Origin of the sequence: Massilia mucilaginosa (assembly GCF_011682145.1) — a bacterium.
Taxonomy (GTDB): Bacteria; Pseudomonadota; Gammaproteobacteria; order Burkholderiales; family Burkholderiaceae_D; genus Telluria_A; species Telluria_A mucilaginosa.
Window position 1 is genome coordinate 1 of sequence record NZ_WHJH01000004.1, and the last position, 16974, is coordinate 16974.

Consider the following 16974-nt stretch of genomic DNA (forward strand, 5'->3'; position numbering starts at 1 on the left):
TCGCTACCGCCAAGCTCAACGGCCTTGATCCGGCGCGCTGGCTGGCCATCGTGCTGGAACGTCTCCCGACGTGCCCCAACAGCCAGATTGATTCGCTGCTGCCATTCCCCGACTTTACTTAGCGCTAAACAGGCTGTACAGGTGGGGCCGCTGGCCGCTTACCCGCCAACCCCGCTTCATGGCGATCCTTCCTACCGAATTGTTTTTGCCTTGGGCAAAACTTTTCAAAATATTTTTCGGTGCATTGGGCAAAAAATCGTGTTTTTCAAGGCCTTGAAAACCCCTGGTAGCGCCTTTAGATTGGATTCAACGGATGCTCCACGGAGGTCCGTCAACTTATCGCTTAACTTCTAAAAGGATACTTATCATGCGTACATTCGACCTTGCTCCTCTCTATCGTTCCGCTATCGGCTTCGACCGCCTGGCCAACCTGCTGGAATCGCAGCGCGCCGATGCGCAGCCCAGCTATCCACCGTACAACATCGAACTGGTCAGCGAAGACAAGTACCGCATTGTGATGGCACTGGCCGGCTTCGACCGCTCGGAAGTCGAGATCATCACCGAGCGCGACAGTCTGCACATCACCGGCCGCAAGCAGAAAGAGGACACCCAGCGCACCTACCTGCACCGTGGCATCGCGGCGCGTGATTTCGAGCAGCGCTTCCAGTTGGCGAACCATGTCAAGGTCACCACGGCCTCGTTCGACAACGGCATGCTGACCATCGAACTGGTGCGTGAAGTGCCCGAGGCGCTCAAGCCGCGCCGCATCGTCATCGACGGTGGCGAGAACGTGCAGGCGCTCGAGCAGCGCCAGGCCGCCTGATCGGGGCCAGCCGGCTCGCGCTGTATAGCCAGCTGAGCTAAACACCGGGGCGCCCGCAGCAAGGGGCGCCCCGTTCCACGTGCTGGCCGGCTTGTCGTTACCGGCGGCAAGAGCATTAAGACAACCCTAAGTCTGATACCGCATCATTGCATCATTGGCCAGGCAGCAAGTGGTCACGAAGCTGCAAGACAAAAGAAGCAAAACCAGGCAAAGCAACACAGTAAACAACAACAAGCGTTCATTACTGAACATATCCTTTCAAACCAGGAGTACGTCCATGCATAACGAAGGTGCCATCACTGTCATCACCGCCAAGCGTCTCACGCTAGCCCTTGCCGCCGCGGGCGCCATTGGCGGAGCGGTTGGTGCGATTGCGGTCAACCATAACAACGCAGTCGCCTCCGCTCCTGTCGCGCTCGCCGCGCAGGCACCCTCCGCCGTGCCGCCGGCCGCGCCATCGGCCGTGCCATCGGCCGCCCCCGTCAATCCAGGCGCCCCCGCGCCGCTGGCGGCCGGCGTGGTGCTGCCCGACTTCACCCAGATCGTCTCGCGCAACGGCCCGGCCGTGGTTAACATCCGCGTCATGGGCAGCACCAAGACCGCCATGGGCCAGCAGCGCGGCCGCGGCATGCCTCCGCAGTTCAACGAGGACGACCCGTTTTTCGAATTTTTCCGTCGCTTCCAGGGGCCGCAGATGCCCCGTGGACAACAACGCGACACGCCCGTTTTTGGCGCCGGTTCCGGGTTCATTATCAGCCCGGACGGTGTCATCCTGACCAATGCGCACGTGGTGCGCGACGCCAAGGAAGTCACGGTCAAGTTGAACGACCGGCGCGAATTCCGCGCCAAGGTGCTCGGCTCCGACCCCAAGACCGATGTGGCGGTGCTCAAGATTGACGCCAAGAACCTGCCGGTAGTGCCAATCGGCAAATCGAACGATCTCAAGGTGGGCGAATGGGTGCTGGCGATCGGCTCGCCGTTCGGCCTGGAAAGCACGGTCACGGCCGGCGTGGTCAGCGCCAAGGGGCGCTCGCTGCCCGACGACAGCCAGGTGCCGTTCATCCAGACCGACGTCGCGGTCAATCCCGGCAATTCGGGCGGCCCGCTGTTCAATACCAAGGGCGAAGTGATCGGCATCAATTCGCAGATCTACAGCCAGACCGGCGGCTACATGGGCTTGTCGTTCGCCATTCCGATCGATGTGGCGTACCGCATCAAGGACCAGATCGTTACCACCGGCAAGGTGCAGCATGCCAAGCTCGGCGTGACGATCCAGGAAGTGAACCAGGGTTTCGCCGATTCCTTCAAGCTCGACTCGCCCGAAGGCGCGCTGGTGTCGAACGTGGAAAAAGGCGGCGCGGCCGACAAGGCCGGCCTCAAGTCGGGCGACATCATCCGCAAGCTGAACGGCCAGCCGATCATTGCCTCGGGCGACTTGCCGGCCATGCTCAGCGTGGCCCGGCCGGGCGACAAGGTCAGCCTCGACGTCTGGCGTGACGGCAAGATCGTGCGCATCGATGCACGCCTGGCCAACGCCAGCGACAAGGTGGCGCAGGACGAGCGCGAACCGGCCGCCGGCGCCGACCAGAGCGCGAAGCTGGGCCTGGCCCTGCGTCCGCTCGACCCCAACGAGAAGCGCCAGTCCGGCATTAGCGCGGGCCTGGTGATCGAAGACGCGGCCGGCGCCGCCTCCTCGGCCGGGGTCCAGCCGGGCGATGTTTTACTGTCTGTCAATGGCCGTCCAGTCAATTCGGTCGACCAGGTGCGCGATCTGGTGGGCAAGGCCAGCAAGTCGGTGGCCTTGCTGATTCAGCGCGGTAATGACAGAATCTTCATTCCGGTGCGGATCGGGTAATCGTGCCCCTTCCGCCCGCAGGATACGAGAAAGAAGGATGTGATGCGGTTGCTGCTGGTGGAAGACGATACGATGATTGGCGAAGTGGTGCTCGACCTGCTCAGGGCCGAGCACTACGCGGTCGACTGGGTCAAGGATGGCGAAATGGCCGACACGGCCCTGCGCCAGTCGCAAAGCTACGACCTGGTCCTGCTCGACCTGGGCTTGCCGCGCAAGGATGGCCTGGAAGTGCTGCGCGCCATGCGCACGCGCAAGGACCGCACCCCGGTGCTGGTGGCGACCGCGCGCGACGCGGTCGAGCAGCGCATCGCCGGCCTCGACGCCGGGGCCGACGACTATGTCCTCAAACCCTACGACCTCGACGAGCTGCTGGCGCGCATCCGCGCCTTGCTGCGGCGCGCCGCCGGACGCGGCGAACCGGTCTTCGAATACAAGGCCATCAGCATCAACCCGGCCACCCGCGAAGTGCAGGTCAACGGCGTGCCGGTCACCTTGTCGGCGCGCGAGTGGGCGGTTCTGGAAGCCTTGATTGCGCGTCCCGGCGTGGTGCTCTCGCGTGCCCAGCTGGAAGAAAAGCTGTACAGCTGGCGCGATGAAGTGAGCAGCAACGCGGTGGAAGTGTATATCCACGGCTTGCGCAAGAAGCTCGGCAGCGATCTGATCCAGAACGTGCGCGGGGTCGGCTACATGGTGCCAAAACTATGAACCTGGCGCACTCGCTGCGCGGCCGTCTGTTGTGGTTTTTGCTCGCGGCCATCAGTATCGCCGCCGTGGCGCAAGCGTCGATCGCCTATCGCACGGCGCTGTCCGACGCCGACCAGATTTTCGATTACCACATGCAGCAGATGGCGCTGTCGCTGCGTTCCAGCGCGCCCTTGTCCAACAACACCGAGACGGCCGCGAACGTCGAGGCGGACGCCGAAAACAACGAGCTGATGGTGCAGGTCTGGACCCCGGACGGGGTGCGCGTATTCCGCACCGTCTCGCGCACCAACTTGCCGCAGCACGCGGTGCTGGGCTTTTCCAACGTTAAGGCCAACAACACCACCTACCGCGTGTTCTCGGTGCAAAGCAGCACCCAGACCCTGCAGATCGCCCAGGACATGGCGGTGCGGCGCAATATGGCCGGCAACCTGGCCCTGCGCACGGTCGGCCCGATCGCGGTGATGATGCCGATCTTGATGCTGGTCGTCTGGTGGGTCGTGAGCGGCTCGCTGCAACCGGTCTCGCGCGTGCGCACCCAGGTGGCGGCGCGCCAGGCGGACGACCTGTCGCCGGTGTCGGAAGCGGACTTGCCGGATGAAGTGCTGCCGCTGGTGCAGGAATTGAACCTCCTGTTCGGACGGGTGAAAACCGCCTTCGACGCCCAGCAGCATTTCGTGGCCGACGCCGCGCACGAACTGCGCACGCCGCTGCAGGCGCTCAAACTCCAGGTGCTGAGCCTGGAGCGGGCCGACAGCCCGGAAGCGCGCGGGGTGGCGGTGGGACGGCTGACGGCCGGCATCGAGCGCGCCACCCGGCTGGTCGAGCAATTGCTGGTGCTGGCGCGCCAGGAAGCGAGCGCGGCCAGTGGAGTGAAGACCCAGCCGGTCGAGCTGGCCGACCTCGCCAAGCGCGCCCTGGCCGACCTGGCGGGCGCGGCGCAGACGCGCGGCATCGACCTTGGGCTGGCGCGTGCCGACCCGGTGCGGGTGGCGGGCCAGCCCGACGCGCTGATGATCATGCTGCGCAACCTGATCGATAACGCGCTGAAATACACGCCAGCCGGCGGCACGGTCGACATCAGCGTGACGGGGGAGGGCAAGGGTGCGGCCCTGGTGGTGGAAGACAGCGGCCCGGGCATTCCGGCCGACGAAAGGGAGCGGGTATTCAACCGCTTCTACCGCATCGCTGGCAGCGAGGCCAGCGGCAGCGGTTTGGGGCTGGCCATCATCAAAGCGATCGCCGAGCGCCACGGCGCCAGGTTAGGCCTGGGCGAATCGGCCAGACTGGGCGGCCTGAGCGTCCGCATCGACTTCCCCTAGGGGTCAGACCCCGGTTTTTCAGTTGGGGGTCTGACCCCGGTGTTCCCGAAGTCGATAGCGGAGAGGGGGCTGACCCCGGTGTTGCCTGTAATCAACGGTGCATACGCCTACTTCTTAATAATCGCCTGCAACAACGCAAACGCCTCATGCCGAATCGTCGCATCGGCAGCGGCCAACTCCTTGCGCGCCTGCACCAGCGCAGGCTTCTTGAGCATCTTCTTTTCCGCCGCGTTCGGCACCGGCGGTTCCGGCGGGAACATGCTGGCCCGGCTGTTATACGTCTGCTGCAACAAACGCTTGCCATAATCCGACGCATAAAACGCCGTCAGTTCATTGGCCGCCTCGGTCCCGATCACGCGCGCCACCGGCAGCGCCAGGCGTTTGTAAATTTCCTGCGGCGTCACCTTGTCGAGCTTGGCGAACACGCTGGCGCGCTGCTCTTCATTCACATACCGGCTCGCACCGGCCACCGAGCGCATCATTTTTTCCGACTGCATGGCTTCCAGCATGGCTTGCACCGCCTGCACCCGGGCGGCATCGGGCGTTGCCACCGGCACCGACGCACCCGGGGTGGCGGTAGGCACGGCGGTAGGCACGGCGGCAGGTACGGCGGCCGGCACAGCGTGGGAAAGCGGCGCGCAGGCCAGCAATGCGGCCAGGGTCAGCGCGTAAGATCGTTTCATTTCTTCATCCTTTTCAACAGTCACAGGGCTGCCCGTCAACGGGCCAGCCGACACAATAATGCAAAAGGGCAGACCAGGTTGACGCGACCCGGCCTGCCCTTCACCTTTAGCGACCGCTGCGCTTAAAACTTATGCCACAGACGGGCGAAATACGACGCGCCGTTCATGCCGAACTGCACCGACTCATACTTGAAGCCGTTGTCGGTCTGGTCCGGATCCTGCTCGGTCGGCTTGACATTGAAAATATTCGCGCCGCCCACGGTCAGCTTGGTCTTGTCGCTGAAATTATACGTAAAACTCAGGTCGGCCGAGGTCTTGGCCTTGTACACCTGGTTCGGGGTCGGAGGACCGGACCAGGTGCCGAGGGTTTGCTTGCCGAAGTGGATCACCTTGAAGTCGGTGCCAATCTTGCCCAGCGAGTACTCGAAGCCCAAAGTCGCCTTGCGCCGCGGTCCGCCCTGTTCCAGGAACAGGCGCTCGCGTTCGGACAGCAGCACGTCTTCGTAGCCCTTGAAGGCGGCCGGCGCATTCACCCCGGTCACTTCGGTCTTGCTGATGTTCATGGCCAGGAAGGTATTGAGCTTGCCGCCGGCCAGTTCGCTGCGGTTCGACACTGTCAGGTCCAGGCCTTGCGTCTTGGTATCGATCGAATTGACGAAGAACTGGGCCGCGCCCACGCCCAGGGTGCTCAGCAGCGGCACGATCGGCGCGTAGTTGTCGGCGTCGAAACGGCCCGAGAACACGATGCGGTCGTCGATCGCGATGCGGTACAGGTCGGCCGTGATCGAGGTGGTCGGGGTCGGCGTCCAGGTGCCGCCCAGAGTGAAGCTGACCGACTCTTCTTCTTTCAGCTTGGGAATGCCGATCGCATTGGCCACATTGCCGCCGTTCGGCGCGAACACCGAATCGACCGGATTGCCGTTGACGAACTCGGTAAACGTCGACGAGAAGAACGCTTGCTGCAGCGACGGCGCGCGGAAGCCCGTGCTGGCCGAACCGCGCAGCAGGATCGCATCGCTGATCTTGTAGGCGGCGGCCAGTTTGCCGGTCACGCTGTTGCCGAAGTCGCTGAATTTCTCGTAACGCACGGCCGACAGCACTTTCAGGCGCTCGGTGATGTCGGTCTCGACATCGATGTAGGCCGCCACGCTATGGCGGCTGCGGTCGGTCGCGTCGGACGGGCGGAAGCCCGGAAAACCCTGGCTGCCCGGGTCGCCGCCGAAGCCGGGACCGTCGACATCGTTGTAGGAACCGGCTTCGCCGGCGAAGATTTCGTAGTTTTCCTTGCGGAACTCGGCGCCGAAAGCCAGGTTCAGGCCGCTCATGATGTTCGGATAGAAACGGCTGGCATCGGCATTCGTGGTCAGCTGCGTGGCGGCAAAACCGCCGGCGTCGAATTGTGAGGCCGACACGCCCTTGCCGCCCTTGAGCAGGTCGGCGTTGGCGATCGAGGCATTGAGCGTATTGCTGATGTTGTAAAGCATCTTGTTGTAGCCGTAGGTCTGCGAAAAGTCCGCATTCCACTCGCCCAGCTTGGCGCGATAGCCGACCGTGCCGTAATGGTCGTCGATATCGGCATTGATGTACGGTGCGAAACCGTTCGGATACATGGCTTGCGCATTACGCACCGGAATCTGGTCCGGACCGCGGCCGAACGCGGCCGACGAAGCATCGCGCTTCTGGGTGCCGGCCGTGAAATAGAGCTTGCCGTCGACCATGGGAATGTCGCCGTTCAGGTACAGGGTCTGGTTCTGCACCTTGCTGTCGCCGATGGTGCGCAGGCTGCCCGCGTCGGCCCGGTTCGAGCGGCCACGGTCCAGATACTCGGCCGTGATGCCGACCACGCCGCCGGCCACGGCCACGCCGCAGTAGGCCGAGGCCAGGTAGTTCTCGCCGTCGCCGGCCGAATACTGGCCGGCACCGAGCACGCTCTCGCAGCCGAGCGATTTTTTCAGTTCGATATTGATGACGCCGGCGATCGCATCCGAGCCGTACTGGGCGGCGGCGCCATCGCGCAGCACCTGGATGTTCTTCACCGCCAGCAGCGGAATCGCATTCATGTCGGTGCCGGTGTTGCCGCGGTTGCGCGCGCCGAAAATGTTCACCAGCGAGGTGCTGTGACGGCGCTTGCCGTTCATTAACACCAGGGTTTGATCCGAGCCCAGGCCGCGCAGGGCGGCCGAGTCGACCAGGTCGGCGCCGTCGGCCCCGCTCTGGCGCGTCGAGTTGAACGACGGCGAAATGTAGGTGAGCGTCTGGGCCAGGTCGAACTGGCCGCCCTGCTCGGCCAGGCGGGTCATGGGAATCAGGTCGACCGGGACCGCCGTATCGGTGGCGGAGTTGGCCGAGACGCGGCGTGAACCAACCACGCTGACGCTGGGAATGACTTCTTCTTTGGCGGCTGGCTGGCCCGACTGGGCGAAACTGGCGGGGGCATACACGGCGAGAGCGGCACTGCCGTACAAAGCGAGCAAGACGGACCTACGTAAAGTGGTGGGGGTGAACACGCGACGGTCTCCGGGTTTTTATGAGAAAGGAGATTGATTCTAATGCAATTTCCATGGCCGCCGTCCAGCACGTTGTGGCGCAATGACAACGTTGTCATTGCCCGTCCGCAGCCTCGGCCCGTCCGCCCACCAGGATCGCATCTGCCTCGCAGCGGGCGCGGATCAGACAGGGCGCGCCCAGTGCACCACCCTGATGCACCATGATGGTGCACCCCAGGTGGGCCGCCAGCGCGCCCGCCGCCACCCCGGTGGCGCGGTCTTCCATGGCCGCATCGAGATGGTTGAAGTTGCGCCCTTCGTACGTGTGCTCAGCGCTGCGCCACAGCACGTAGCAGCCGTTGACCCCGTGTTCGCGGCCCCACGCGACGATGCGCTCCAGGGGCGGGTGCAGCGCGTGCAAGGTGGCGCGCTCAGGCACTTCGATCAGCAGCTTGGGACTGCCGACCGAGGCCAGCACCGGCGCTGTCGCCAGCCTCAAATCGGGCTGGTCCAGCAGCCAGGCGGCCAGCGCCGTATCGACCGCGACCGCGACGGCGGGGACGGGCTGGGCTTGCAGCGCGACAAAATAGTCTTCTCCCTCGCGCCTCAGGAGCAAGGTTTGCGCGCGCATCGCCGTGCTCAGCACGATGTCCGACGCGGCCTGGCCGGCGCGCGCGAACAGCAGCTGCGCCGCGCCCAGGGTGGCGTGCAGGCACAGCGGACTCCTGGCATGCGGATAGTAATAGTCGGCGATGAATGCCTGGCCCGGCCCGGCGTCGAGAAACACGCAGGCCGGATGCGGCTGCCCGCGCGCAAATGCCTGGCGCGCGGCGGGCGTGGCCGGCCCGCCTTCGATCACCATCGCCATATTCCCGTGACCGGGCAATGCACCAAAACAGCGCACCAGATGAGCCTGCATAGTAATTCCCAATTGGTAAGAAAATGGCGGGAGGTATACTGTGTTTTCATACAGTAGTTTCCCTGATAAATTTGATTGTAATATTTTTCCATGAGTAGCACCGTTCCCGCCCCCAGCCTGCCCGATTACGCCGAGTTGTATTGTTTGACCAACTTTTCCTTCCTGCACGGCGCTTCCCACGCCGAAGAACTGGTGGCCCGCGCCGTCCAGCTCGGTTACTCGGCGCTGGCGATTACCGACGAATGTTCGCTGGCGGGGGTGGTGCGTGCGCATGCCGAAGCCAAGAAGGCGGCGCTGCCCCTGATCATCGGCGCCCATTTTCACCTGTGCCACGATGATGGCAGCGCGGCCCTGTCGCTGATCCTGCTGGCCCGGAACCGCAATGGCTACGGCAACCTGGCCGAGCTGATCACCCTGGCGCGCACGCGCACGGCCAAGGGGACCTACCTGCTCACCCCGGCCGACCTGGCCACGCCCGCCCCGCCGCAAGCCCACCTGGCCGGCATGCCCGACTGCCTGGCGATCTTGTTGCCCGCCTATCCGGGCCACGACCCGGCCGACCTCGACCGCCTGCACACCCAGGCCGCCTGGATCGCCGCCACCTTCCCCGATCGCGCCTGGCTGGGCCTGAACCTGCTGCACCGCGCGTTTGACGAAGCGCACCGCGCCACGGTCGACGAAGTGGCCTGGCAGCACGGGCTGGCCGTGGTGGCGCTGGGCCACGTCTGCATGCACGTGCGTTCGCGCAAACCGCTGCACGACACCCTGTGCGCGATCCGCCTCAACACGCCCGTGGCCGAGTGCGGCTACGCACTGGCGCAAAACGCCGAACAGCACCTGCGCGCGCGCCTGCGCCTGGCCAACCTGTACAGCCCCGAGGCGCTGGCCGAAACGGTGCGCATCGCGCGCCTGTGCACGTTTTCGCTCGACCAGCTGCGCTACGAATACCCGGACGAACTGGTGCCGCCCGGACAAACGGCATCGGGCTACCTGCGCGCCGAAACCTACATCGGCGCGCACCACCGCTTTCCCCTCGGCATACCGGCCAAAGTCCAGGAACAGCTCGAAATCGAACTCCAGCTGATCGGCGAACTGCGCTACGAACCCTATTTTTTGACGGTGTACGACATCGTGCGCCATGCGCGCTCGATCGGGATTTTGTGCCAGGGGCGCGGCTCGGCCGCCAACTCGGCCGTCTGCTACTGCCTGGGGATTACCGAAGTCGACCCCGCGCGCGGCAATTTGCTGTTCGGACGCTTCATTTCCAAGGAACGGGACGAACCGCCCGACATCGACGTCGACTTCGAACACCAGCGGCGCGAAGAAGTGATCCAGTACATCTACAACAAATACGGGCGCACCCGCGCCGCCCTGGCCGCCGTGGTGATCAGCTACCGTCCCAAGAGCGCCCTGCGCGACAGCGGCAAGGCGCTCGGGGTCGACCTGGCCATCGTCGAAAAAGTCGCCAAGACGCACCACTGGTTCGACAGCAAGGACGACCTGCTCAGCCGCCTGGCCGAATGCGGGCTCGACCCGGACTCGCCGCTGGCCCGGCAATGGGCGACCCTGGCCCAGCGCCTGCTTGGCTTTCCGCGCCACCTGTCGCAGCACCCGGGCGGCTTTGTCATCGCCGCCGGCAAGCTCTCGCGCCTGGTGCCGATCGAAAACGCCACCATGGCGGAGCGCAGCGTGATCCAGTGGGACAAGGACGATCTCGAAGAACTCGGCCTGCTGAAAGTCGACGTGCTGGCGCTCGGCATGCTCTCGGCGCTGCGGCGCGCGCTCGACCTGGTGGGCGAGCTGCGCGGCACGGTGTTTTCGCTGCAAGACATCCCGGCCGAAGACCCGGCCACCTACGACATGATGTGCGCGGCCGACACGGTGGGCGTGTTCCAGATCGAATCGCGCGCGCAGATGAGCATGCTCCCACGCATGCTGCCGCGCACCTTTTACGATCTGGTGATCGAAGTGGCGGTGGTGCGGCCGGGGCCGATCCAGGGCGGCATGGTCCATCCCTACCTGCGCCGGCGCCAGGGATTGGAAAAACCCGACTACCCCAAGGAGGAATTGAAGGAAGCGCTGGAACGCACCCTGGGCGTGCCGATCTTCCAGGAGCAGGTGATGCAGGTGGCCATGATCGCGGCCGGCTTCACGGCGGGCGAGGCCGACCAGCTGCGCCGTGCCATGGCCGCCTGGAAGCGCAAGGGCGGGCTGGAAAAATACTACGGCAAGATCGTCAACGGCATGCTCGAGCGCGGCTATACCCTGGAATTTGCCGAATCGATCTTCAGCCAGATCAAGGGTTTCGGCGAATACGGCTTTCCCGAATCGCACGCCGCCAGCTTTGCGCTGCTGGCCTACGCCAGTTCCTGGCTCAAGTGCCACGAACCGGCCGCCTTCCTGTGCGCCTTGCTCAACAGCCAGCCGATGGGCTTCTACAGCCCCTCGCAACTGGTGCAGGACGCGCGCCGCCACGGCATCGACGTGCGCGCGGTGGACGTGGCCATCAGCGGCTGGGATTCCAGCCTGGAGGTGGGGCAGGGCAGCCAGCCCGCCGTGCGGCTGGGCTTGTCGCTACAGCGCGGCATGCGTCCCGAAGCGGCGGCGCGGATCGAAGAAGCGCGCGCCGTCAAGGCGTTCGAGAGCGTGGCCGACCTCGCGCGCCGGGCCGCTCTGGACCGGCACGACCTGCAAGTGCTGGCGGGCGCCAATGCGCTGCACGGGCTGGCCGGCAACCGGCGCCAGGCGCTGTGGCAAGCGGTGGGCGCGGTGCCCGACAAGGACTTGCTGCGTCCCACCACGCCGGACGAAGACCTGCCGCTGCTCGCTGTCCCGAGCGAAGGCGAAGAGATTGTCGGCGACTATCGCTCGCAGGGATTGACGCTGGGGCGGCACCCGCTGGCGCTGCTGCGCGCGCGCCTGCTCGCGCAGCGTTTTTTGCCGGCCTCGCAACTGAACGATTTCAAGCAAGGCCAACTGGCGCGCGCCTGCGGCATTGTCACGGTACGGCAACGTCCGGCCACCGCCAAGGGCGTGCTGTTCGTCACCATCGAAGACGAGACGGGCAATGTGAACGTGATTGTCTGGCCGAGCCTGGTGGAACAGCAGCGGCGCGAAGTGCTGGGAGCGAGTTTGCTGGGCGTGTACGGCGTGTGGCAGAGGGAAGGGGAAGTGCGGCACCTGGTGGCCAAGCGGCTGGTGGACATGAGCCACCTGATGGGCCGGCTCGACACCAGCAGCCGCGATTTCTGCTAATCCTACAAGAAAAGCAGCCAACTCCCACAACCGGGGTCAGAGCTCTGACTCGAAACATTTCTTAACATTTCTTAACCGGGGTCAGACCTCGACGTCGAATAAAGCCGAGGTAGGACCGAGGACCGTTAACCTCAAAACCGTCATTCCCGCAGGCGGGAATCCAATTCTGTCGAGCCGCCTGTAACGGTGCGAAATTGGATTCCCGCCTGCGCGGGAATGACGGTTTTGAGGGTGGCGACAGGATCAGCGTTTGCTAACACTCAGCGTTTGCCGAGAGTCAGCGTTTGCCAAAAATCAGCGTTTGCCAAAAATCAGCGTTCGCCTAAGTCCAGCATCCGCCCCTGTCCCGCGCAATTTAATGCGCGTTGGTGCCGTAGTAGCTGTGAATCTGGCTCGACCATTGCTGGTTGGCCATATCCGGCCAGTGATCGGTATCGAAACCCGGCGCGTTGTCGATGCGCTCTTTGTCGATATCGAGCGTGAAGCGCTTGTTGGCGGTGTCGAGCGTCAACGCAGCCCAAGGCACCGCGAACAATTTCTCACCAATGGTCAGCACGCCACCGCTCGACATGACTGCATACGCAATCTTGCCAGTACGCATGTCGAGCATGATTTCTTTGATTTCACCGAGGTGCTCGTTTTTCAGATTGTGTACGTGGTCGCCGATCAAGGTATCCGCGCCCATCAGTTCCGGACCGGGGCCTTTCGAGCCTTTGTCGACATACATGCCATAAGCATCGCGTTCTTCGTAGGACATTTTGACCTCCTGTGGTAAAAGTTCAATCCTGAGGCTTGAGCAAGATCATGTCTGTTCGCTGGCGCACACCAAATGAGTAATCGGCAATCTTTCAAATTGATCAAGATGGAATGTCCGACGTAGCCGTCCGCTCGGCCGTTGTTGCTGTTTTTTACCTTGTTTTGCGGAAGCATTGGCTGGTTTAAGGTATAATTTCAATTTCCCGCACGTGCCGTTCGGCACCATCTGCAATGACCAAATTTGTCTTCGTCACCGGTGGCGTTGTGTCTTCCCTTGGAAAAGGGATTGCCGCCGCCTCCCTCGCCGCGATCCTCGAATCGCGCGGCCTTAAAGTCACCATGCTCAAGCTCGATCCGTACATCAATGTCGATCCCGGCACGATGAGCCCGATGCAGCACGGCGAAGTCTTCGTCACCGACGATGGTGCCGAAACCGACCTCGATCTGGGCCACTACGAGCGCTTCATCAGCACCCGCATGCGCAAGGTGAACAACTTCACCACCGGCCAGATTTACGAATCCGTGATCCGCAAGGAACGCCGCGGCGAGTACCTCGGCAAGACCGTGCAGGTGATCCCGCACATCACCAACGAGATCCAGGATTACATCTACCGCGGCGCCGAAGGCGTGGACGTGGCGCTGGTCGAAATCGGCGGCACCGTGGGCGACATCGAATCGCTGCCCTTCTTGGAAGCGGCGCGCCAGTTGTCGCTGCGCGCCGGCCGCAAGTCGGCCGCGTTTGTCCACCTGACCCTGGTGCCGTACATCGCCTCGGCGGGCGAACTGAAAACCAAACCGACCCAGCACAGCGTGCAAAAGCTGCGCGAAATCGGCATCACCCCGACCGCGCTGCTGTGCCGCGCCGACCGCCCGATTCCCGACGACGAACGCGCCAAGATCTCGCTGTTCTCGAACGTCGAAGAGCAGGCCGTCATCTCGGTGTGGGACGCCGACACCATCTACAAAGTACCGCAGATGCTGCACGACCAGGGCCTCGACGCGATCATCCTCGAAGCCCTCGGCCTGGAAGCGCCGCCGGCCGACCTGTCGATGTGGACCAAGTTGATCTACGCGCTGGAAAACCCGAAAGCGGCCGTCACCATCGGCATGGTCGGCAAGTACGTCGACCTGACCGAATCGTACAAGTCGCTCACCGAAGCGCTGCGCCACGCCGGCATCCACACCGAAAGCCGGGTCAACATCGAATACCTGGACTCGGAAGACATCGAGACCAAGGGTTGCGACCACCTGGCCAAGTACGACGCCATCCTGGTACCGGGCGGCTTCGGCAAGCGCGGCGTGGAAGGCAAGATCATGGCGGCGCGCTACGCCCGCGAAAACAAGATCCCTTACCTGGGCATCTGCCTCGGCATGCAAGTGGCCCTGATCGAATACGCGCGCCACATGGCCGGCCTGACCAACGCCAACTCGACCGAATTCGACACCGACACCGACCAGCCGGTCGTGGCCCTCATCAACGAGTGGCAGAACCATGACGGCAAGGTCGAAAAGCGCGACGAAAAATCCGACCTGGGCGGCACCATGCGCCTCGGCGCGCAAACCTGCGCGGTCAATCCGGGCACCCTGGCTGCCGAAATCTACGGCAGCGTGGTCACCGAGCGCCATCGCCACCGCTACGAAGCGAACAATCACTACCTGTCGCGCGTCGAAGCGGCCGGCATGATCGTCTCGGCGCGTACCCCGACCGAAGATTTGTGCGAGATCATGGAACTGCCGCGCACCGGAGAAAATGCGCACCCGTGGTACATGGGCGTGCAGTACCATCCCGAGTTCAAATCGACCCCGCGTACCGGCCACCCGCTGTTTACGTCGTTCATCAAGGCCGCGCTGGCGCACCAGGCTGCCAACGGCCATGCAGCGGCGGGCGCACCCACAGGAGATGCAGCATGAAGCTTTGCGGTTTTGACGTCGGCCTCGAGCACCCGATTTTCCTCATCGCCGGCACCTGCGTGATCGAATCGCGCCAGATGGCGATGGACACCGCCGGCACCTTGAAAGAAATCACCTCGGCGCTCGGCATCCCGTTCATCTACAAGTCATCCTTCGACAAGGCCAACCGCTCCTCGGGCACCTCGTTCCGCGGACCCGGCATGGACAAGGGCCTCGAGATCCTGGCCGACGTGCGCCGCGAAATCGGCGTGCCGGTCCTGACCGACATCCACTCGATCGAAGAAATCGCCGCCGTCTCGAGCGTGGTCGACGTGCTGCAAACGCCCGCCTTCCTGTGCCGCCAGACCGACTTCATCATCGCCTGCGCGCAGTCGGGCAAACCGGTCAACATCAAGAAGGGCCAGTTCCTCGCGCCCGGCGACATGAAGAACGTGATGGACAAGGCGCGCCAGGCCGCGCGCGACGCCGGCCTCAATGAAGACAACTTCATGGCCTGCGAGCGCGGCGCCTCGTTCGGCTACAACAACCTGGTCTCCGACATGCGCTCGCTGGCGATCATGCGCGAATCGAACTGCCCGGTCGTGTTCGACGCGACCCACTCGGTACAACTGCCGGGCGGACAGGGCACCTCATCCGGTGGCCAGCGCGAGCACATTCCCGTGCTCTCGCGCGCAGCCGTGGCGGCCGGTATCGCCGGCCTGTTCATGGAAACGCACCCGAACCCCGCCCAGGCGCTGTCGGACGGCCCCAACGCCGTGCCGCTCGGCCGCATGAAGGAACTGCTCACGACGCTCGTCGAACTCGACCGCGTGGTCAAGAAAGCCGGCTTCCTCGAATCGAGCTTTGCGTAAGTTTGTATAGTGCGGCACTTGCCGCCGTCCTGATCGCCCTGACAGATGCAGGCGGACCGTTCGCGGTCCGCCCACCTTTTTCTTACCCTTTGGAGATTGAAATATGAGTGCTATCGTTGACATTATCGGCCGCGAAATTCTCGATTCGCGCGGCAATCCAACCGTCGAATGCGACGTGCTGCTCGAATCGGGCGTGATGGGCCGCGCGGCGGTACCGTCGGGCGCCTCGACCGGCTCGCGCGAAGCGATCGAACTGCGCGATGGCGACAAAAGCCGTTACTTCGGCAAGGGCGTGCTGCAAGCCTGCGAAAACATCAATACCGAAATCTCCGAAGCCATCATGGGCCTGGACGCGAACGAACAAGCGTTCCTCGACCGCACCCTGATCGACCTCGATGGCACCGACAACAAGAGCCGCCTGGGCGCCAACGCCATGCTGGCCGTGTCGATGGCGGTCGCCAAGGCCGCCGCCGAAGAAGCCGGCCTGCCGCTGTACCGCTACTTCGGCGGTTCGGGCGCGATGCAAATGCCGGTGCCGATGATGAACGTCATCAACGGCGGCGCGCACGCCGACAACAACCTGGACATCCAGGAATTCATGATCATCCCGGTCGGCGCGCCGAGCTTCAAGGAAGCAATCCGCTACGGCGCCGAGATCTTCCACACGCTCAAAAAGATCCTGCACGAGAAAAAACTGGCGACCTCGGTCGGCGACGAAGGCGGTTTCGCGCCGAACGTGGCCAACCACGAAGAAGCCATCAAGCTGATCATGCAAGCGATCGAGCAGGCAGGCTACGAGCCGGGCACGCAGATCTGCCTGGGCCTGGACTGCGCCGCGTCCGAATTCTACAAGGATGGCAAATACCACCTTGAAGGCGAAGGGATGCAGCTGACCTCGACCGAGTTCACCGACATGCTCGAAACCTGGTGCGACAAGTACCCGATCATCTCGATCGAAGACGCGATGCATGAAGGCGACTGGGATGGCTGGAAGATCCTGACCGACCGCCTCGGCAAAAAAGTGCAGCTGGTGGGCGACGACCTGTACGTCACCAACACCAAGATCCTGAAAGAAGGCATCGAGAAAGGCATCGCCAACTCGATCCTGATCAAGATCAACCAGATCGGCACCCTGACCGAAACCTTCGCGGCAATCGAAATGGCCAAGCGCGCCGGTTATACTGCCGTCATCTCGCACCGTTCCGGCGAGACCGAAGACTCGACGATCGCCGACATCGCCGTTGGTACCAATGCCCTGCAGATCAAGACCGGCTCGATGTCGCGTTCGGACCGCATGGCCAAGTACAACCAGTTGCTGCGCATCGAAGAAGACCTGGGCGACATCGCCAGCTACCCTGGCCGTAGCGCTTTCTACAACCTGAAGTAAGCCGACCGCACCGGCTGGCCGTGC

Annotated in this window: 13 protein-coding genes; 9 read left to right on the forward strand and 4 right to left on the reverse strand. The window is 63.6% G+C overall.

The annotated features are described in order from the left end of the window. The 5 genes from F2P45_RS05270 to F2P45_RS05290 all read left to right on the forward strand — a co-directional run. Nucleotides 1-122 (forward strand): transposase domain-containing protein (locus F2P45_RS05270; protein WP_166871194.1); only part of this gene is annotated, 122 nt, incomplete at its 5' end. 245 nt (nucleotides 123-367) lie between these two features. Further along, nucleotides 368-823: an Hsp20 family protein gene (locus tag F2P45_RS05275; RefSeq protein WP_166871196.1), complete on the forward strand. Its 456-nt coding sequence runs from the start codon at nucleotides 368-370 to the stop codon at nucleotides 821-823. Nucleotides 824-1100: 277 nt separating this feature from the next. Further along, a complete protein-coding gene (locus F2P45_RS05280) occupies nucleotides 1101-2678 on the forward strand; it encodes a DegQ family serine endoprotease (RefSeq protein WP_187367144.1) in 1578 nt (525 codons plus the stop codon). Nucleotides 2679-2720: 42 nt separating this feature from the next. After that, entirely contained in the window at nucleotides 2721-3383 is a 663-nt protein-coding gene (locus tag F2P45_RS05285) for a response regulator (RefSeq protein ID WP_166871198.1), read from the forward strand. Then, nucleotides 3380-4702, forward strand: coding sequence for an ATP-binding protein (locus F2P45_RS05290; protein WP_166871200.1), 1323 nt, complete (start codon nucleotides 3380-3382; stop codon nucleotides 4700-4702). Before F2P45_RS05285 ends, F2P45_RS05290 begins: the two co-directional genes overlap by 4 nt. A 107-nt stretch (nucleotides 4703-4809) precedes the next feature. Here the strand turns inward: F2P45_RS05290 and F2P45_RS05295 are convergent, their stop codons facing one another. The 3 genes from F2P45_RS05295 to F2P45_RS05305 form a co-directional block, all read right to left on the reverse strand. Continuing rightward, a complete protein-coding gene (locus F2P45_RS05295; RefSeq protein ID WP_166871201.1) occupies nucleotides 4810-5385 on the reverse strand; it encodes a hypothetical protein in 576 nt (191 codons plus the stop codon). 122 nt (nucleotides 5386-5507) lie between these two features. Then, nucleotides 5508-7892, reverse strand: coding sequence for a TonB-dependent receptor plug domain-containing protein (locus F2P45_RS05300; RefSeq protein ID WP_166871203.1), 2385 nt, complete (start codon nucleotides 7890-7892; stop codon nucleotides 5508-5510). A 94-nt stretch (nucleotides 7893-7986) separates the two neighbouring features. Next, nucleotides 7987-8790 (reverse strand): PhzF family phenazine biosynthesis protein, encoded by an 804-nt coding sequence (locus tag F2P45_RS05305; RefSeq protein WP_166871205.1) that lies wholly within the window; start codon nucleotides 8788-8790, stop codon nucleotides 7987-7989. Between the two features lie 90 nt (nucleotides 8791-8880). Between F2P45_RS05305 and F2P45_RS05310 the strand changes: the two genes are divergently transcribed. Further along, the gene (locus F2P45_RS05310) at nucleotides 8881-12045 is read left to right on the forward strand and encodes an error-prone DNA polymerase (protein ID WP_166871207.1); all 3165 of its coding nucleotides are present in this window, start codon (nucleotides 8881-8883) and stop codon (nucleotides 12043-12045) included. 355 nt (nucleotides 12046-12400) lie between these two features. On the opposite strand, the gene F2P45_RS05315 is transcribed toward F2P45_RS05310, so the two are convergent. Continuing rightward, the gene (locus F2P45_RS05315) at nucleotides 12401-12802 is read right to left on the reverse strand and encodes a PRC-barrel domain-containing protein (protein ID WP_166871209.1); all 402 of its coding nucleotides are present in this window, start codon (nucleotides 12800-12802) and stop codon (nucleotides 12401-12403) included. Between the two features lie 230 nt (nucleotides 12803-13032). On the opposite strand from F2P45_RS05315, the gene pyrG reads away from it, so the two are divergent. The 3 genes from pyrG to eno all read left to right on the forward strand — a co-directional run bounded on the left by pyrG (nucleotide 13033) and on the right by eno (nucleotide 16950). Next, a complete protein-coding gene (gene pyrG, locus F2P45_RS05320) occupies nucleotides 13033-14712 on the forward strand; it encodes a CTP synthase (protein ID WP_166871211.1) in 1680 nt (559 codons plus the stop codon). Continuing rightward, nucleotides 14709-15563: a 3-deoxy-8-phosphooctulonate synthase gene (gene kdsA, locus F2P45_RS05325; protein WP_166871213.1), complete on the forward strand. Its 855-nt coding sequence runs from the start codon at nucleotides 14709-14711 to the stop codon at nucleotides 15561-15563. The genes pyrG and kdsA overlap by 4 nt, the downstream gene beginning before the upstream one ends. Before the next feature lie 103 nt (nucleotides 15564-15666). Beyond that, nucleotides 15667-16950: a phosphopyruvate hydratase gene (gene eno, locus F2P45_RS05330; RefSeq protein WP_166871215.1), complete on the forward strand. Its 1284-nt coding sequence runs from the start codon at nucleotides 15667-15669 to the stop codon at nucleotides 16948-16950. The last annotated feature ends 24 nt before the right edge of the window (nucleotides 16951-16974 follow it).

Excerpts from the sequence above, each read along its gene's own strand:
- F2P45_RS05310 (WP_166871207.1), top strand. The coding sequence starts at position 8,881 with ATGAGTAGCACCGTTCCCGCCCCCAGCCTGCCCGATTACGCCGAGTTG.
- F2P45_RS05285 (WP_166871198.1), top strand. The coding sequence starts at position 2,721 with ATGCGGTTGCTGCTGGTGGAAGACGATACGATGATTGGCGAAGTGGTG.
- pyrG (WP_166871211.1), top strand. The coding sequence starts at position 13,033 with ATGACCAAATTTGTCTTCGTCACCGGTGGCGTTGTGTCTTCCCTTGGA.
- F2P45_RS05295 (WP_166871201.1), bottom strand. The coding sequence starts at position 5,385 with ATGAAACGATCTTACGCGCTGACCCTGGCCGCATTGCTGGCCTGCGCG.
- F2P45_RS05275 (WP_166871196.1), top strand. The coding sequence starts at position 368 with ATGCGTACATTCGACCTTGCTCCTCTCTATCGTTCCGCTATCGGCTTC.
- kdsA (WP_166871213.1), top strand. The coding sequence starts at position 14,709 with ATGAAGCTTTGCGGTTTTGACGTCGGCCTCGAGCACCCGATTTTCCTC.
- F2P45_RS05305 (WP_166871205.1), bottom strand. The coding sequence starts at position 8,790 with ATGCAGGCTCATCTGGTGCGCTGTTTTGGTGCATTGCCCGGTCACGGG.
- F2P45_RS05315 (WP_166871209.1), bottom strand. The coding sequence starts at position 12,802 with ATGTCCTACGAAGAACGCGATGCTTATGGCATGTATGTCGACAAAGGC.
- F2P45_RS05290 (WP_166871200.1), top strand. The coding sequence starts at position 3,380 with ATGAACCTGGCGCACTCGCTGCGCGGCCGTCTGTTGTGGTTTTTGCTC.
- F2P45_RS05280 (WP_187367144.1), top strand. The coding sequence starts at position 1,101 with ATGCATAACGAAGGTGCCATCACTGTCATCACCGCCAAGCGTCTCACG.
- eno (WP_166871215.1), top strand. The coding sequence starts at position 15,667 with ATGAGTGCTATCGTTGACATTATCGGCCGCGAAATTCTCGATTCGCGC.